Source organism: Burkholderia sp. MSMB1588 (assembly GCF_001546925.1).
GTDB classification, from domain to species: Bacteria; Pseudomonadota; Gammaproteobacteria; order Burkholderiales; family Burkholderiaceae; genus Burkholderia; species Burkholderia humptydooensis.
Window position 1 is genome coordinate 2,059,621 of the sequence record NZ_LNJS01000001.1, and the last position, 14,481, is coordinate 2,074,101.

Genomic DNA, 14,481 nt, shown 5'->3' on the forward strand with positions numbered 1-14,481 from the left:
CGCGCGTGAATAGGGAAACCGGGCGTGCGCGGCGTCCGGCTCGCGTCAATGCAGCGTCGGCGCGGCGCCGTCCGCGGCGCCCGTTTCCGGGCCGACGGGCCGAATCGAGCCTTCGACGATGCTCGCGCCGAATTCGCGCAGCAACTGCTGGACGAACGGATCGGCGCTCATCTCCTGCTCGGCCTCGCGCTGCCGCTTCGCACGCTCGGCGGCAGCGATCGCCGCCGCGGTGCGGCGCGCCGGCCCGACCTCGACTGTGACGTCGATCGGCTTGCCGAGCGCATCCGCAAGCGCCGCCTTCAGCTTCGCGACCTGCGCGGCGTCCGCGTATTGCGGCACCGGCACGGCAAGCTTGAGCGCGCCGCCGCCGGCCGACGTCAGTTCGCTGTTGAACGCGAGCTGGTAAGCAACGCCCTTGAGCGGCAGGCTCGCCGCGAGCGTCGGCCATTCGCCGTCGTAGCCGATTGCGTCGAGCGGAATCGGCTCCGGCAACGGACGCGCGTCGACGGGCGGTGCGGGTGCCGGCTTCGGCGCGACGCGGACGTCGTCGGGGCCGCCGTCGAACACCGGGACGAAACCGTCGTCGGGCGGGATGAACCCGTCGTCCATCGACAACGGCACGTAATCGTCGGGCGGTATGTCCTCCCACGGCGGCGGCGCGTTGCGAGACCCGGATCTCGCTTCGGCGCGCGCGGCGCCGTCCGGCGGCGCATCGCCGGCCGACGCGCGGGCGCGCGGCGTCGGCACGGGCACCTGCACGCGCGGCGCGGACTTCGCGGCGGACGCCGTGGCCGGCGCGGCCGGGCGCGCGGCGTCTGCGCCGCGGCCACGATCGGACGACACGCGCATGCCCGCGTTGCGCAGCACGTCGAGCGCGGCGGCCGCGCCAGTCGCGCGCGGCGCGGGTGCGCCGGCAGCGGATGCGGGTGCCGGCGCTCGGGATTCGGCCGCGACGGGCGCGGGCGCCGCGGCGACCCCCTCAGTCGAGGCCTCGGTCGCTGCCTCAGTCGATGAGGCAGCGATCGGCGTGGCCGACTCGGGTACGGCGGGCGCTGCGGACACGGCAGCGGGCGTCGATTCGGACGACTCGGCCGCGCGCGGCGCGGATTCGGACGCAGCGTCCGACTGCGTGCCCGATGATGCGCTCAAGTCGGCGCGCGGCGCGCCGGCATGCAGCCGCGCGTCGCGCTCGTGCTCGCCGGGGCGTGCGTCGGCCGGCACGCGCGTGTTCGCGGACGCGTCTCCGCCCCGCTCGGCCGTCGCCAGCGCCGCTTGCGCGAGCGACGGCGTCTCGGCGCGCGTTGCCGCACGCGCGCCGGCCGCCCTTGGCGTTTGCGCCACCGCAGCAACTGCGGGCGCCGCCGCGCCGACCGCAGCCGTCGCGCGCGCGCCCGACTTCGGCGCGGCGCCGGCCGCCTGAGCGGGCAACCCGCCGCCCGGCGCGCTGCCGCCCGTCGTCGCCGGCTCGAACGCCAGCATTCGCAGCAGCGTCATCGTGAAGCCCGCGTATTCGTCGGGCGCGAGGCCGAGCTCGCCGCGCCCGAGCGTCGCGATCTGATAATAGAGCTGCACCTGCTCCGGGCTCAGCAACTCGGCGAAGCGGCGCAGATCGGCCGCTTCCGGCCATTCGTCGAGCACCGACGCGGGCGCGAACTGCGCCCACGCGATCCGGTGCAGCAGGCTCGCGAGATCCTGCAGCGCGGCCGAGAACGACAGGCTGCGCAGCGCCATCTCGTCGGCGACGGCGAGAATCTGCGGACCGTCGGCGGCGGCGAGCGCGTCGAGTAGCCGCACCATGTAGGTCTGGTCGAGCGTGCCGAGCATCCCGGATACAGCGGTTTCGGTCACTTCGTTCGCCGAATACGCGATCGCCTGATCGGTCAGCGACAGCGCATCGCGCATGCTGCCCTGCGCCGCGCGCGCGAGAAGACGCAGCGCCTGCGGCTCGAACGCGATCCGCTCCTCGCCGAGAATCCGCTCGAGGTGCGACACGATGTGCCCGGCCGGCATCTGCTTCAGATTGAACTGCAGGCAGCGCGACAGCACGGTGACGGGAATCTTTTGCGGGTCGGTCGTCGCGAGGATGAACTTGACGTGCGGCGGCGGCTCTTCGAGCGTTTTCAGCATCGCGTTGAACGCGTGGTTCGTCAGCATGTGCACTTCGTCGATCATGTAGACCTTGAAGCGCGCATCGACGGGCGCGTACACCGCGCGCTCGAGCAGCGCGGCCATTTCGTCGACGCCGCGATTGCTCGCCGCATCCATTTCGACGTAGTCGACGAAGCGCCCTTCATCGATCTCGCGACACGCGCGGCACACGCCGCACGGCTGCGACGTGACGCCCGTCTCGCAATTGAGCGCCTTCGCGAAGATGCGCGACAGCGTCGTCTTGCCGACGCCGCGCGTGCCCGTGAATAAATAGGCGTGATGCAAACGCCCGCCGTCGAGCGCGTGCGTGAGCGCCCTGACGACGTGCTCCTGGCCGACGAGCGAAGCGAAATCCTTCGGACGCCACTTGCGTGCGAGAACTTGATAGGTCATCGGGAAATTGTATCAGCAACGCTGCGCCGCGCCGACAGGTTGAACGCCGCGAAGCACGCGCATATCGAGCCGATCAGGGAAGCGAAGAAAAAGGGAGAGAAAACGGAAGAACGCGAGCGGAGAATAGCGAGCGACGGCGAGCAGCGGAATGCGGGTGAAGCAAGTGGAAGGTGACGAGCCCGACCCTCGGCACTGGCGGAAAACGGCTGTGGCTGCTTCGTTCCCGACCTGACCAGGTTGACCGCCCCACCATGCGAGGAGGCCCGTCACGGCGCATTCTAGCATCGCTTGGCGCGCCGCGCGACCGTTATTCGCATACGAGACGACAAATCGCGCGGCGTCGCGCGCCCCTTGCAATTCGCGACGCCGCTCCCATTTGACACACACGCGGGACACACTCGGGCGGCAAGCCCGAAACCGCATCACATCCCTGTTCGCATGACGACTACTATCGCCGTCAACAGCGGATAGCAATTTAGGCTAATATGACGCCCGAATGACCCGCGAGCCGCGGTACGCAGCGCTCACGCCCTTCTTTTCGCAAGAGCGGAGCTTCCTGCCCCGGCGACCGGCAAGGCCCATGGGCGGCCGGCGCAGGCAGTCCCCGAACCGAAAGAGGTATTGACCCAATGAGCGAACAGATCAAACACATCAGCGACGCATCGTTCGAGCAGGACGTCGTCAAGTCCGACAAGCCGGTCCTGCTGGACTTCTGGGCCGAGTGGTGCGGTCCGTGCAAGATGATCGCCCCGATCCTCGACGAAGTCGCGAAGGACTACGGCGACAGGCTGCAGATCGCGAAGATCAACGTCGACGACCACCAGGCGACGCCCGCGAAGTTCGGTGTGCGCGGCATCCCGACGCTGATCCTCTTCAAGAACGGCGCGGTCGCCGCGCAGAAGGTCGGCGCGCTGTCAAAGTCTCAGCTCACCGCGTTCCTGGACAGCCATCTCTAAATAGATGCGCCGCGGCGCACGTGTTGTCAGCCGGCAACACGTGCGCCGTTAAATCCGCCGATCGGTCGCTCAAGCCCGAATCGGCCTATGCTAGAATCAAAAACGTCGATAAGACGCATTTAAGTCTCTGAGCGCTTCCGCTCGCCCTCCTCCCTATATCTTTCGTCGCATCTCCTCCCTGGCGGGATCTCCGTATGCATTTATCCGAGCTCAAGTCTCTGCACGTCTCCGAATTGATCGAAATGGCCAATGGCCTGGAGATCGAAAACGCGAACCGCCTGCGCAAGCAGGAGTTGATGTTCGCCATTCTCAAAAAGCGCGCCAAGACGGGAGAAACGATCTTCGGCGACGGCACGCTCGAAGTGCTGCCCGACGGCTTCGGCTTCCTGCGCTCGCCTGAAATGTCGTACCTCGCGAGCACGGATGACATCTATATCAGCCCGTCGCAGATCCGCCGCTTCAACCTGCACACCGGCGACACGATCGAAGGCGAAGTCCGCACGCCGAAGGACGGCGAGCGCTACTTCGCGCTCGTGAAGGTCGACAAAGTCAACGGGCAGCCGCCCGAGGCCTCGAAACACAAGATCATGTTCGAGAACCTCACGCCGCTGCACCCGAACAAGCCGCTGTGGCTCGAGCGCGAGATGCGCGGCGAGGAGAACGTGACGGGCCGCATCATCGACATGATCGCGCCGATCGGCAAGGGCCAGCGCGGCCTGCTCGTCGCGTCGCCGAAGTCCGGCAAGACCGTGATGCTCCAGCACATCGCGCACGCGATCAAGCAGAACCACCCGGACGTGATCCTGTTCGTGCTGCTGATCGACGAGCGCCCCGAAGAAGTGACCGAAATGCAGCGCTCGGTGGCGGGCGAAGTGATCGCGTCGACGTTCGACGAACCGGCCACGCGCCACGTGCAGGTCGCCGAAATGGTGATCGAAAAGGCCAAGCGCCTCGTCGAGATGAAGCACGACGTCGTGATCCTGCTCGATTCGATCACCCGCCTCGCGCGCGCGTACAACACCGTGATCCCGGCGTCGGGCAAGGTGCTGACGGGCGGCGTCGACGCGAACGCGCTGCAGCGCCCGAAGCGCTTCTTCGGCGCGGCGCGCAACATCGAGGAAGGCGGCTCGCTCACGATCATCGGCACCGCGCTGATCGAAACCGGCAGCCGCATGGACGACGTGATCTACGAAGAGTTCAAGGGCACGGGCAACATGGAAGTGCACCTCGAGCGCCGTCTCGCGGAAAAGCGCGTGTATCCGTCTATCAACCTGAACAAGTCGGGCACGCGCCGCGAGGAAATGCTGATCAAGCCCGAGATCCTTCAGAAGATCTGGGTGCTGCGCAAGTTCATCCATGACATGGACGAAGTCGAGGCGATGGAATTCCTGCTCGACAAGATCCGCCAGACGAAGAACAACGCCGAGTTCTTCGATCTGATGCGCCGCGGCGGCTGATTCCGGCCGCACGCCCCGCAGCGCGAAAAACCGCCCGCTTCCCCGGGCGGTTTTTTATCGGCAAACTTGTACGTGAACGTACACGTTGATCTATAATCGCGGACATCGATCCTTCGTCATCCGGAGAATTCCGCGCCATGAGCGACGCCCCGCCCACCCTGCTTCTGACCGTGCGCGACGCCGCCGAGCGGCTCGGCGTGACGCCGCGCACGCTCAAGTACTACGAGGAGCGCGGGCTCGTCACGCCGTCGCGCAGCGAAGGCCGCTATCGGCTGTACGACGCCGCGGACCTCGAGCGCTTCGAGCGCATCCTGCGGCTGCGCGCGATCGGGTTCTCGCTGCACGGCATCACCGAGATGCTCAAGCGCCCGCTCGAGCCGGCGGGCGACGGACGGCGGCGCTATTCGGACGCGTCGCTGCGCGATATCCACGCGGATCTGTCGCAGCAGATCGCGACGCTCGATGCGCGCATCGCCGCCGCGCAGCGCGAACTGAAGGAAGTGCGCGCGCTGAAGAAGGAGCTGCAGCACGATATCGACTACGTCGAGCGCCGGCTCGCCGGCGAAAACCCCGACGAGCTGATCGCGCAGCGCCGCGCCGCCGCGCGCGGCGGCAAGACCCGCAAGACCCGCGAGATCCGCAAGACCGGCGGGCCCGGCGCATGAACGCGACGCCGGGCCGGCCGCCGCTATGGAACGCCGCCAATCTGCGCGGCGATTTCTTTCCGTGGGTGCTCGCGATCGTCACCGGCCTCGACTACTTCGACAACGCGACGTTCTCGTTCTTCGCAAGCTATATCGCGGGCGGCATCAACGCGTCGCCGGACGAGCTCGTGTGGGCGTCGAGCGCGTACGCGGTGACGGCCGTACTCGGCATCCTGCAGCAGCAATGGTGGGTCGACCGGCTCGGGCACCGGCGCTACGTCGCCGGCTGCATGCTGATGTTCTCGCTCGGCGCGGCCGCCGCGGCACTCGCTGACACGTCGCTGCAACTCGCGTTCGCGCGCGGCTTCCAGGGCTACTTCATCGGCCCGATGATGGGCGCGTGCCGGATCCTGATCCAGGTCAGCTTCGCGCCGAAGGATCGCCCGCCCGCGACGCGCGCATTCCTCATCATGCTGCTGCTCGGCAGCGCGCTCGCGCCGATCGCGGGCGGCCTGCTCGTCGCGCATTTCACGTGGCGCGCGCTGTTCGCGTGCACGGTGCCGGCGGGCATCCTGTTCGCGGCGCTCGCGTTCGTCGCGCTGCCCGATTCCGGCCACACGCCGCCCGACGAGCGCGGCGGCGCGCACTTCTGGCCATATGTGATCTTCGCGCTCGCGCAGGGCGCGCTGCAGATCGTGATGCAGCAGGTGCGCTTCCAGCTCTTCGCCGGCTCGCCGCAGCTCGTGCTGCTCGCCGCCGGCGGCCTCGCGGCGCTTGCGTGGTTCGGCCATCACCAGTGGCATCATCCGGCGCCGCTCGTGCGGCTGCACGCGTTTCGCGAGCGCACGTTCCAGGTCGGCCTGCTGCTCTACATGTTCTATTACTACGAGACGACGGGCTACAGCTATCTGATCTCCCGCTTTCTCGAAACCGGGCTCGGCTATCCGGTCGAGAACTCGGGGCGGCTCGTCGGCACGATGTCGCTGATCTCCGCGAGCGCGCTTTTCGTCTATCTGCGCTACGCGAAGCGCCTCACGCACAAGAAATGGATCATCGTGCCCGGCTTCGCGCTCGCCGCGTTCGCCGCGCTGTGGATGACGCGGATGTCGCCCGATGCCGGCGAGGCGGCACTCGTCGCGCCGCTCCTGATGCGCGGGCTGCTGCTCCTCTTCATCGTGCTGCCCGTCGCGAACCTGACGTTCCGCGTGTTCGCGATCGATGAGTATTCGCACGGCTACCGGCTGAAGAACATCGTCCGGCAACTGACGATTTCGTTCGCGACCGCGTCCGTCATCATCGTCGAGCGGCATCGGCTCGCCGTGCACGAGACGCGGCTCGTCGAGCAGGCGAACGTCTACAATCCGCTGTTCCAGCAGACCGTCGACACACTCGCGCGCGGCTTTGCGGCCGCGGGCCACGCGCTCTCCGACGCGCATGCGCTCGCGCTCGTCACCGTGAGCCGCACGATCGCGCAACAGGCGTCGTTCCTCGCGTCGCTCGACGGCTTCTACTTCCTCGCGGGCGTCGCGATCTGCGGCGGCCTCTTCGCCGCCTGGCAAAAAGAGATCGATTGAGGTACGTTTAGCGCCTGTCGCTTCACGCCCTTTCCGCCTCGATGTTCTCCAAGCTCAACCAATGGCTCGACGCGCGCCGCCGCAATCGCGCACTGCGCTCGCATCCGATTCCCGACGCACTGTGGCGCGAGACGCTCGAGCGCCTGCCGTTCCTGTCGTACCTGTCCGGCGAAGACCGCGCACGGCTGCGCGAAACGACGAGCCTCTTTCTCGCGCAGAAGTCGTTCTCGACCGCGCACGGGCTCGAGCTCACCGACGCGATCGTCGTCGGCATCGCCGCGCAGGCGTGCGTGCCCGTGCTGAACCTCGGCCTCGACCTGTATCGCGGCTGGGTCGGCATCGTCGTCTACCCGGGCGAATTCGTGATCCGCAAGACGGTCGAGGACGAGGACGGCGTCGTGCACGAGGTCGAGCACGACGCGAGCGGCGAAGCATGGGAAGGCGGGCCGGTGATCCTCTCGTGGGAGGACGTGCAGATGTCGGACGGCTCGGACGCGTACAACGTCGTGATCCACGAATTCGCGCACAAGATCGACATGATGAGCGGCGCGGCCGACGGTCATCCGCCCCTTTTTCGCCGCTGGCATGCGCCGGAGCTCGACGCCGAGCGCTGGGCCGACGTGTTCGACCATGCGTACGATCAGTTCTGCGACCGTGTCGACGCGGTGCCGGACCGCGCGTGGGCGCGCTTCGAGCGCGACTCGCTGATCGATCCGTACGCGGCCGACCACCCGTCGGAATTCTTCGCGGTCTGCAGCGAGGCGCTCTTCGTCAAGCCGCGCCCGTTCGAGGCCGAATTTCCGGAGCTGTACCGGCTGCTCGCCCGTTACTACCGGCAGGACCCGGCGCAAACGGGGTGTCTCTCGCGCCTCGTCGCGCACGTCTGACGAAAAATTCGCCAAGCGTCTGATTTTCTGGCATAATCACGAGCTTTCGACCTTAGGCAAGTGGCTCGCGCCGGGCTTTCGCGCCACGATGCGCAAGCGGCGGGCTGGCTACCGCTCTCACATAGGAAAAACCATGAAACAAGGCATTCACCCGGATTACCGCGAAGTCGTCTTCCAAGACATGTCGAACGGCTTCAAGTTCATCACGCGCTCGACGATCCAGACGCGTGAGACCATCGAACTCGACGGCAAGACCTACCCGCTCGCGAAGGTCGAAGTGTCGTCGGAATCGCACTCGTTCTACACCGGCCAGCAAAAGATCATGGATACGGCGGGCCGTGTCGAGAAGTTCAAGAACAAGTTCGGCGCACGCGCCAGCGGCAAGGCCGCGAAGTAAGCTTCGCGCCCGCACGGCACCCGGCGTCGCGCCGGGCCGGTTCCCGCAAAAAAAGGCAGCCTGGGCTGCCTTTTTTTGTCCCTGCCGATCCCGCGTCGCCGCCGGGCGCCGCGCGGGCCTTCCGGTTCGCTGACGCGCGCCGCCCGGCGCGTCTACAATGCCGGATGCCCGAACCGCCCGCCGCTCGCGCGTCGGCATGCCGCTCATCCTCTTGCCCCCATCTGCATGAAGCCTGTCGTTCGCCTTACCGCTTCCGCCACCCGCGCGCTGCCGCGCTGGCTACTGCTCACGCTCTGCATCGTCTATGCGGCGTTCGGGCTGTTCGGCCGCGATCCGTGGAAGAACGAGGACGCGGCGGGCTTCGGCGTGATGTGGACGATGGCCCAGGGCGGCCTGCACGACTGGCTGCTGCCGAATCTCGTCGGCAAGTTCGTCACGTCCGACGGGCCGCTCGGCTACTGGCTCGGCAGCCTCGCGATCCGCGCGCTGCCGTGGGTCGACGCGAGCAACGCGTCGCGCGTCTACACGGGCGTGCTGTTCTGCGTCGCGTCCGCGTTCGTCTGGTACGCCGCCTACCTGCTCGGCCGGCGCGCCGAGATCCAGCCGTTCAAGTACGCGTTCGGCGGCGAGCCCGAGCCGCGCGACTACGGGCGCACGCTCGCCGACGGCGCGCTCCTCATCCTGCTCGCGTGCTTCGGCCTCGCCGAGCGCGGCCACGAGACGACGCCGCAACTCGCGCAGTTCGCGTGGATCGCGATGTTCGTCTACGGGCTCGTGCGCGTGATCGACAAGCCGGTGCAAGGCGCGCTCTGGTGGGGCCTCGCGCTCGGCCTCGTCGCGCTGTCGGGCAACCCGGTGCTCGTCGCCGCGCTCGCGGTCGGCACGCTCGCGCTCTATCTCGTCACGCCGGAGATCCGCTGCGTTCAGGTGCCGGCGATCGGGCTGCCGCTCGCCGTCGCCGTGTTCGCGATCTGGCCGCTCGCCGCGCACGTCGCGTTCCCCGACGACGCGAGCTGGTTCTTCAACCAATGGCTGCACGGCAGCCTCACGCGCTTCTCCGGCCCGCCGACGACGGTGCTCGCGTACGCGGCCAAGAACCTGCCGCTCTTCACGTGGCCCGCGTGGCCGCTCGCGATCTGGGCGTGGGTCAGTTGGGCGGGGCTGCGCCGCCGGCCGCACATCGCGATTCCGCTGTCGGTCGTCGTGCCGCTCCTCGTGCTCGTGATCCTGCAGAGCCAGCAAACGAACCGGATGTACATGCTGCTGCTGCCCGCCCTCGCCGTCGTCGCGACGTTCGCGCTGCCGACGCTCAAGCGCGGCGCGATCAACGCGATCGACTGGTTCGCGGTGCTGAGCTTCACGATCCTCGGCACGTTCGTGTGGCTCGTGTGGCTCGCATCGCTGACGGGCTTCCCGCACCCGCTCGCGCGCAACCTCGGGCGCCTCGTGCCGGGCTACGAGCCGCACTTCAAGGTGCTGTCATTCGTCTGCGCGCTCGCGGCGACCGCATGCTGGCTGATGCTCGTGCGCTGGCGCATCTCGCGTCAACCGAAGGTGCTGTGGCGCAGCGTCGTGCTGTCGAGCGCCGGCACGACGCTGATGTGGGTGCTGCTGATGACGCTGTGGCTGCCGATCGTCAATTACAGCCGGACCTATCGCGACGTCGCGCAGCAGATCGCCGCGCACCTGCCCTCCGACTACGAATGCATCTCGCCCGTGCGGCTCGGCGACGCGCAGATCGCGACGTTCGCGTATTTCGGCGACATGCATTTCTCGTTCACCGACGACTGCGACGTGATCCTGCGCCAGGATCGCGCGGACTTCGGCGAGCCGAGCTCGATCTCGCAATACGTGTGGCGTCTCGTGTGGGAAGGCCGCCGCGTCGCCGACCGCGACGAGCGCTTCCGCCTGTACGAGCGGATCGAGCGCCCGAAGACGCCAGTCAAGCGCCGCGCGCCCCGCAAAGCCCGCTGACCGATGTTCGCGACATCCGCCGGATCGTCGTCAAGGTGCCGCTCAACGTCTGGTTCATTTTCGGCGGCCTCGGCATGCCGGCGCTCGGCCGGCCACCAGATCGCCGGCAACGTCGGCGCGGTGCTGTACATGACGCCGCTGTCGATCGGCGTCGCGTCGTCGACGCTCGTCGCGCGCGCGCTCGGCGCAAAGCGCTTCGACGAGGCCCGCGCGCCCGGCCGGCACGGCATCGCGCTCGCGTGCGGGCTCGCGTGCATGTACGGCGTCGTCGTGTTCGCGCTGCGGCCGCTGATCGTGGCGGGCTACACGCCGAACCCGGCCGTCGTCGCGGCCGCGATGCCGCTCGTCGCGATCGTCACGTTCTATCACTTCTTCGACGCGCTGCAGATCACGACCGCGTTCGTGCTGCGCGCGCACAAGGTCGCCATCGTGCCGACCGCGATCTATGCAGTCGCGCTATGGGGCGTCGGGCTCGGCGGCGGATACCTGCTGGGGTTCGACGTCGGCGGTGCGGTGCCCGCGTCGCTCACGGGCGCGCGCGGCTTCTGGATCGCGAACGCCGCGAGCCTGATGCTCGCGGGCGGCGGGCTCGCGGTCTATCTGCGACGCGTCGGGAAGCGGGAGTCGGGCGGCGCGCCGCAGTAGCCGCGGCCGGCCGTGAAAGCCTTGCGTGCGGGCGTCGGTTGCGCGCCCGTCACGCTTCGCTCGTCCGGCCCGCAACGCCCCCGCTCACACCCTCCGGCTTCCTGTCGTTCCCGTCGTTCCCGTCGCCGCCCGTTCGGCTTCCCGGCATCGGATTTCGGTCTTTCGAGCGTCGAACCGCGCGCGCGGCCCGCCGCCGCGCCCGTCGATTCGACGGCGGCGGCCGGTTCGGGCGCGGCGCGCCATCGTCAGTCTCCGAGGAACGCGTCGACCAGGCGGTTCACGTCGGCCGCCGCCTCCATCTGCACCATGTGGCCGCACCCCGCCAGCACCTCGGCGCGCACGCCGTCCGGCAAACCGCGCGCATGATGCGCGGGGATCACCTGGTCCGCCCCGCCCCAGATCACGAGCGTGCGCGGCGCGAGCGACGCGATGCGCTCGCGGAACACGCGGCGCTGCGCGGCGCCGTCGAACGCCGCGCCGGCGATCTTGCGCAGCGCGGCGTCGACGCCCTCGAGCCGCTTGTACCGGACGAGGTCCTCGACGAGCTGCCGCGTGACGAGCGAGCCGTCGGCGAAGAGCTTCGTCAGGTGCGGTCTCAGCGTGTTGCGGCTCGTGGCGGCGACGAAGCCGTCGATGTAGTCGCGGTCGATCTCGCTGCCGAGCCCCGCGCTCGCGATCAGCGTGAGCGACGCAACGCGCGCGGGCGCGCGCTCGGCCGCCGTCATCGCGACCGCGCCGCCCATCGAATGGCCGACGAGATGCGCGCGCTCGACGCCGCGCGCATCGAGCAGCGCGAGCACCGCGTCCGCGAGCTCGTCGAGCCCGCCCGTCTCGACCGCCTTGCCCGACTCGCCGTGCCCCGGCAGATCGAGCGCCCACACCGGCCGGCGCGCGGCGAGCGCCGCGTGGTTGAAGAGCCAGTTGTTCAGGTCGCCGCCGAAGCCGTGGATCAGCACGGCGGGCGTGCCGCCGCCGTCGCCGAGCCGCAGGAAGCGCAGCGTGCGCCCGCCGATCCGCGCGTTCTCCGGCTGCGGTCCCGCGTCGCCGTCCGCGCCGGCGTCCGGCACGAAATCGCGCTGGAACGCGGCGACGGCCGCATCGATGTCCGCATCGCTCGCGTCCTGCGCCGCGACGACGCCGAGCAGCGCGCCGACGGGCAGCGTCTCGCCCGCCTGCGCGAGCTGCCGGCGCAGCGTGCCGTCGAACGCGCATTCGACGCCCGACGAGATCTTGTCGGTCTCGACGTCGACGAGCTCGTCGCCTTTCGCAACCCGCTCGCCGATCGCCTTCAGCCAGCCGTTGACCTGCCCCTGCTCCATCGATAGCCCCCACTTGGGCATCGTGATCATGTGAATCGACATCGTGTCAGCTCCTCGTTTTCAGCACGGCTTGCCCAATCGCATCGGACGACGGGATGTACAGCTCCTCGAGCACGCTCGCGAACGGCACCGGCGTGTGCGGCGCGGTGACGAGCTCGATCGGCGCCTGCAGCGATCTGAACGCGCGCTGCGCGATCAGCGCGGCGATGTCGGTCGCGATCGAGCAGCGCGGATTCGCCTCGTCGACGACGACGACGCGCCCGGTGCGCGCCGCGCTCTCGAGGATCGTCTCCTCGTCGAGCGGCGACGTCGTGCGCAGATCGATCACGTCGGCGTGCACGCCGTCCTTCGCGAGCTTGTCCGCCGCCTGCGCCGCGACGTGCACCATCCGCCCGTACGTGACGATCGTCGCGTCGTCGCCGTCGCGCACGACGCTCGCCTCGCCGAACGGAATCGCGTAGGACTCCTCCGGCACGTCGCCGTCGCGGCTGTACAGCAGCTTGTGCTCGCAGAAGATCACCGGATCGTCGTCGCGGATCGCCTGGATCAGCAGGCCCTTCGCGTCGTACGGCGTGGCCGGGCACACGACCTTCAGGCCGGGAATGTGCGTGAAGAGCGACGTGAGCATCTGCGAATGCTGCGCGGCCGCGCGCAGCCCCGCGCCCATCATCGTGCGAATCACGACGGGCGTGACCGCCTTGCCGCCGAACATGTAGCGGAACTTCGCCGCCTGGTTGAAGATCTGGTCGAAGCACACGCCCATGAAGTCGATGAACATCAGTTCCGCGACGGGCCGCATCCCGCACGCGGCCGCGCCGACCGCCGCGCCGATGAAGCCGCCCTCCGACAGCGGCGTGTCGAGCACGCGCCCCGGAAACTTATGATAAAGCCCCTTCGTCACGCCGAGCACGCCGCCCCAGGCGTCGTCCTCGCCCGGCGCGCCCGCGCCGCCCGCGTTGTCCTCGCCCATCACGATCACGCTCGCGTCGCGCGCCATCTCCTGCGCGAGCGCTTCGTTGATCGCCTGCGAATAGCTGATTTTCCGTGCCATGTCTGTCTCCTGAGTGTTGTTCGATGTCGGCTCGCCGCGCATCGCGCGTTCACGGGTACGACACGTAGACGTCCGTGAGCAGATCGGCCGCGTCGGGCAGCGGCGCGGCCTTCGCTTGCGCGAGCGCGTCGTCGATCAGTTCCGCGACCGCCGCGTCGACCGCGCGCAGATCCTCGCGCGCGAGCGCTTCCGCGCGCACGACGCGCTCCTCGAAGCGCTTCAGGCAATCCTTCTCGTCGCGCAGCTTCTGCACTTCGCCCGGCGCGCGATAGGTCTGCGCGTCGCCCTCGAAGTGGCCGAAGTAGCGCGAGAACTTCACTTCGACGAGCGTCGGCCCGCCGCCGCCGCGCGCGCGCTCGACCGCCTCGCCGAGCGCCTCGTGCACCGCGAAGAAATCGAAGCCGTCGACGATCACGCCGGGCATCCCGAAGCCGTTCGCGCGATCGGCGATGTTGTCGGTCGCGACCGACCAGCTCGATGCGGTCGCCTCCGCGTAGCCGTTGTTCTCCGCGACGAAGATCGCGGGCAGCCGCCACACCGACGCGAGATTCATCGATTCGAAGATGACGCCCTGGTTCGACGCGCCGTCGCCGAAGAAGCACACGCCGACGCCGCCCGTGCCGCGCAGCTTCGCGGCGAGCGCCGCGCCGCAGACGAGCGGCCCGCCCGCGCCGACGATCCCGTTCGCGCCGAGCATCCCCTTCGCCAGATCGGCGATGTGCATCGAGCCGCCCTTGCCGCGGCACACGCCCGTCCTGCGGCCGTAGATCTCGGCCATCATGCCGTGCACGTCGACGCCCTTCGCGATGCAGTGGCCGTGGCCGCGGTGCGTCGTCGCGACGTAGTCGACGTCGTTCAGATGAAGCATCGCGCCGACCGCGGACGCCTCCTCGCCCGCATACAGATGCACGAAGCCGGGTATCTCGCCCGTCGCGAACTCGACGTGCAGGCGCTCTTCGAATTCGCGAATCGTGCGCATCAGGCGATACGCGTGCAGCAGCCGATCGCTGCCGAGCTGATTCGAAACGGACATGTC

General features: G+C 68.7%; 11 protein-coding genes, 1 other RNA gene and 1 pseudogene. 8 read left to right on the top strand and 5 right to left on the bottom strand.

The window, feature by feature from the left end:
- Positions 1 to 45 precede the first annotated feature (45 nt).
- Positions 46 to 2,541 (bottom strand): DNA polymerase III subunit gamma/tau, encoded by a 2,496-nt coding sequence (locus WS92_RS21045; RefSeq protein WP_059934661.1) that lies wholly within the window; start codon positions 2,539 to 2,541, stop codon positions 46 to 48.
- Between the two features lie 169 nt (positions 2,542 to 2,710).
- An RNA gene (gene ffs, locus WS92_RS21050) (signal recognition particle sRNA small type) lies at positions 2,711 to 2,809 on the bottom strand.
- A 361-nt stretch (positions 2,810 to 3,170) separates the two neighbouring features.
- Here ffs and trxA point away from each other — a divergent pair.
- From trxA to WS92_RS21095, 8 genes and pseudogenes are all read left to right on the top strand, one after another.
- Complete coding sequence (gene trxA / locus WS92_RS21055; protein WP_006026981.1) at positions 3,171 to 3,497, top strand: thioredoxin TrxA; 327 nt, start codon at positions 3,171 to 3,173, stop codon at positions 3,495 to 3,497.
- Between the two features lie 194 nt (positions 3,498 to 3,691).
- Positions 3,692 to 4,954, top strand: a complete 1,263-nt coding sequence (rho, locus tag WS92_RS21065; protein ID WP_009890788.1) for a transcription termination factor Rho — start codon at positions 3,692 to 3,694, stop codon at positions 4,952 to 4,954.
- A gap of 137 nt (positions 4,955 to 5,091) precedes the next feature.
- On the top strand, positions 5,092 to 5,619 hold the full coding sequence (locus WS92_RS21070) for a MerR family transcriptional regulator (RefSeq protein ID WP_006026983.1): 528 nt from the start codon (positions 5,092 to 5,094) through the stop codon (positions 5,617 to 5,619).
- Entirely contained in the window at positions 5,616 to 7,172 is a 1,557-nt protein-coding gene (locus WS92_RS21075; RefSeq protein ID WP_059934660.1) for an MFS transporter, read from the top strand. Before WS92_RS21070 ends, WS92_RS21075 begins: the two co-directional genes overlap by 4 nt.
- Positions 7,173 to 7,213: 41 nt before the next feature.
- Positions 7,214 to 8,059 (top strand): M90 family metallopeptidase, encoded by an 846-nt coding sequence (locus WS92_RS21080; RefSeq protein ID WP_059934659.1) that lies wholly within the window; start codon positions 7,214 to 7,216, stop codon positions 8,057 to 8,059.
- A gap of 133 nt (positions 8,060 to 8,192) precedes the next feature.
- Positions 8,193 to 8,456: a type B 50S ribosomal protein L31 gene (locus WS92_RS21085; RefSeq protein WP_006026986.1), complete on the top strand. Its 264-nt coding sequence runs from the start codon at positions 8,193 to 8,195 to the stop codon at positions 8,454 to 8,456.
- Positions 8,457 to 8,681: 225 nt separating this feature from the next.
- Positions 8,682 to 10,430 (top strand): ArnT family glycosyltransferase, encoded by a 1,749-nt coding sequence (locus WS92_RS21090; protein ID WP_059934658.1) that lies wholly within the window; start codon positions 8,682 to 8,684, stop codon positions 10,428 to 10,430.
- An 87-nt stretch (positions 10,431 to 10,517) separates the two neighbouring features.
- A pseudogene (locus WS92_RS21095) lies at positions 10,518 to 11,075 on the top strand (MATE family efflux transporter); the annotation flags it as partial.
- Between the two features lie 245 nt (positions 11,076 to 11,320).
- Here WS92_RS21095 and WS92_RS21100 read toward each other — a convergent pair.
- The 3 genes from WS92_RS21100 to WS92_RS21110 are packed head-to-tail and all read right to left on the bottom strand — an operon-like array spanning position 11,321 to position 14,478.
- Entirely contained in the window at positions 11,321 to 12,436 is a 1,116-nt protein-coding gene (locus WS92_RS21100) for an acetoin dehydrogenase dihydrolipoyllysine-residue acetyltransferase subunit (RefSeq protein ID WP_059934657.1), read from the bottom strand.
- A gap of 4 nt (positions 12,437 to 12,440) precedes the next feature.
- Positions 12,441 to 13,445, bottom strand: coding sequence for an alpha-ketoacid dehydrogenase subunit beta (locus WS92_RS21105; RefSeq protein WP_059934656.1), 1,005 nt, complete (start codon positions 13,443 to 13,445; stop codon positions 12,441 to 12,443).
- Between the two features lie 49 nt (positions 13,446 to 13,494).
- Entirely contained in the window at positions 13,495 to 14,478 is a 984-nt protein-coding gene (locus tag WS92_RS21110; protein ID WP_006026991.1) for a thiamine pyrophosphate-dependent dehydrogenase E1 component subunit alpha, read from the bottom strand.
- Between the last annotated feature and the right edge of the window lie 3 nt (positions 14,479 to 14,481).

Coding starts and splice junctions, on each gene's coding strand:
- WS92_RS21045 (WP_059934661.1), bottom strand. CDS start 2,541: ATGACCTATCAAGTTCTCGCACGCAAGTGGCGTCCGAAGGATTTCGCT.
- trxA (WP_006026981.1), top strand. CDS start 3,171: ATGAGCGAACAGATCAAACACATCAGCGACGCATCGTTCGAGCAGGAC.
- rho (WP_009890788.1), top strand. CDS start 3,692: ATGCATTTATCCGAGCTCAAGTCTCTGCACGTCTCCGAATTGATCGAA.
- WS92_RS21070 (WP_006026983.1), top strand. CDS start 5,092: ATGAGCGACGCCCCGCCCACCCTGCTTCTGACCGTGCGCGACGCCGCC.
- WS92_RS21075 (WP_059934660.1), top strand. CDS start 5,616: ATGAACGCGACGCCGGGCCGGCCGCCGCTATGGAACGCCGCCAATCTG.
- WS92_RS21080 (WP_059934659.1), top strand. CDS start 7,214: ATGTTCTCCAAGCTCAACCAATGGCTCGACGCGCGCCGCCGCAATCGC.
- WS92_RS21085 (WP_006026986.1), top strand. CDS start 8,193: ATGAAACAAGGCATTCACCCGGATTACCGCGAAGTCGTCTTCCAAGAC.
- WS92_RS21090 (WP_059934658.1), top strand. CDS start 8,682: ATGAAGCCTGTCGTTCGCCTTACCGCTTCCGCCACCCGCGCGCTGCCG.
- WS92_RS21100 (WP_059934657.1), bottom strand. CDS start 12,436: ATGTCGATTCACATGATCACGATGCCCAAGTGGGGGCTATCGATGGAG.
- WS92_RS21105 (WP_059934656.1), bottom strand. CDS start 13,445: ATGGCACGGAAAATCAGCTATTCGCAGGCGATCAACGAAGCGCTCGCG.
- WS92_RS21110 (WP_006026991.1), bottom strand. CDS start 14,478: ATGTCCGTTTCGAATCAGCTCGGCAGCGATCGGCTGCTGCACGCGTAT.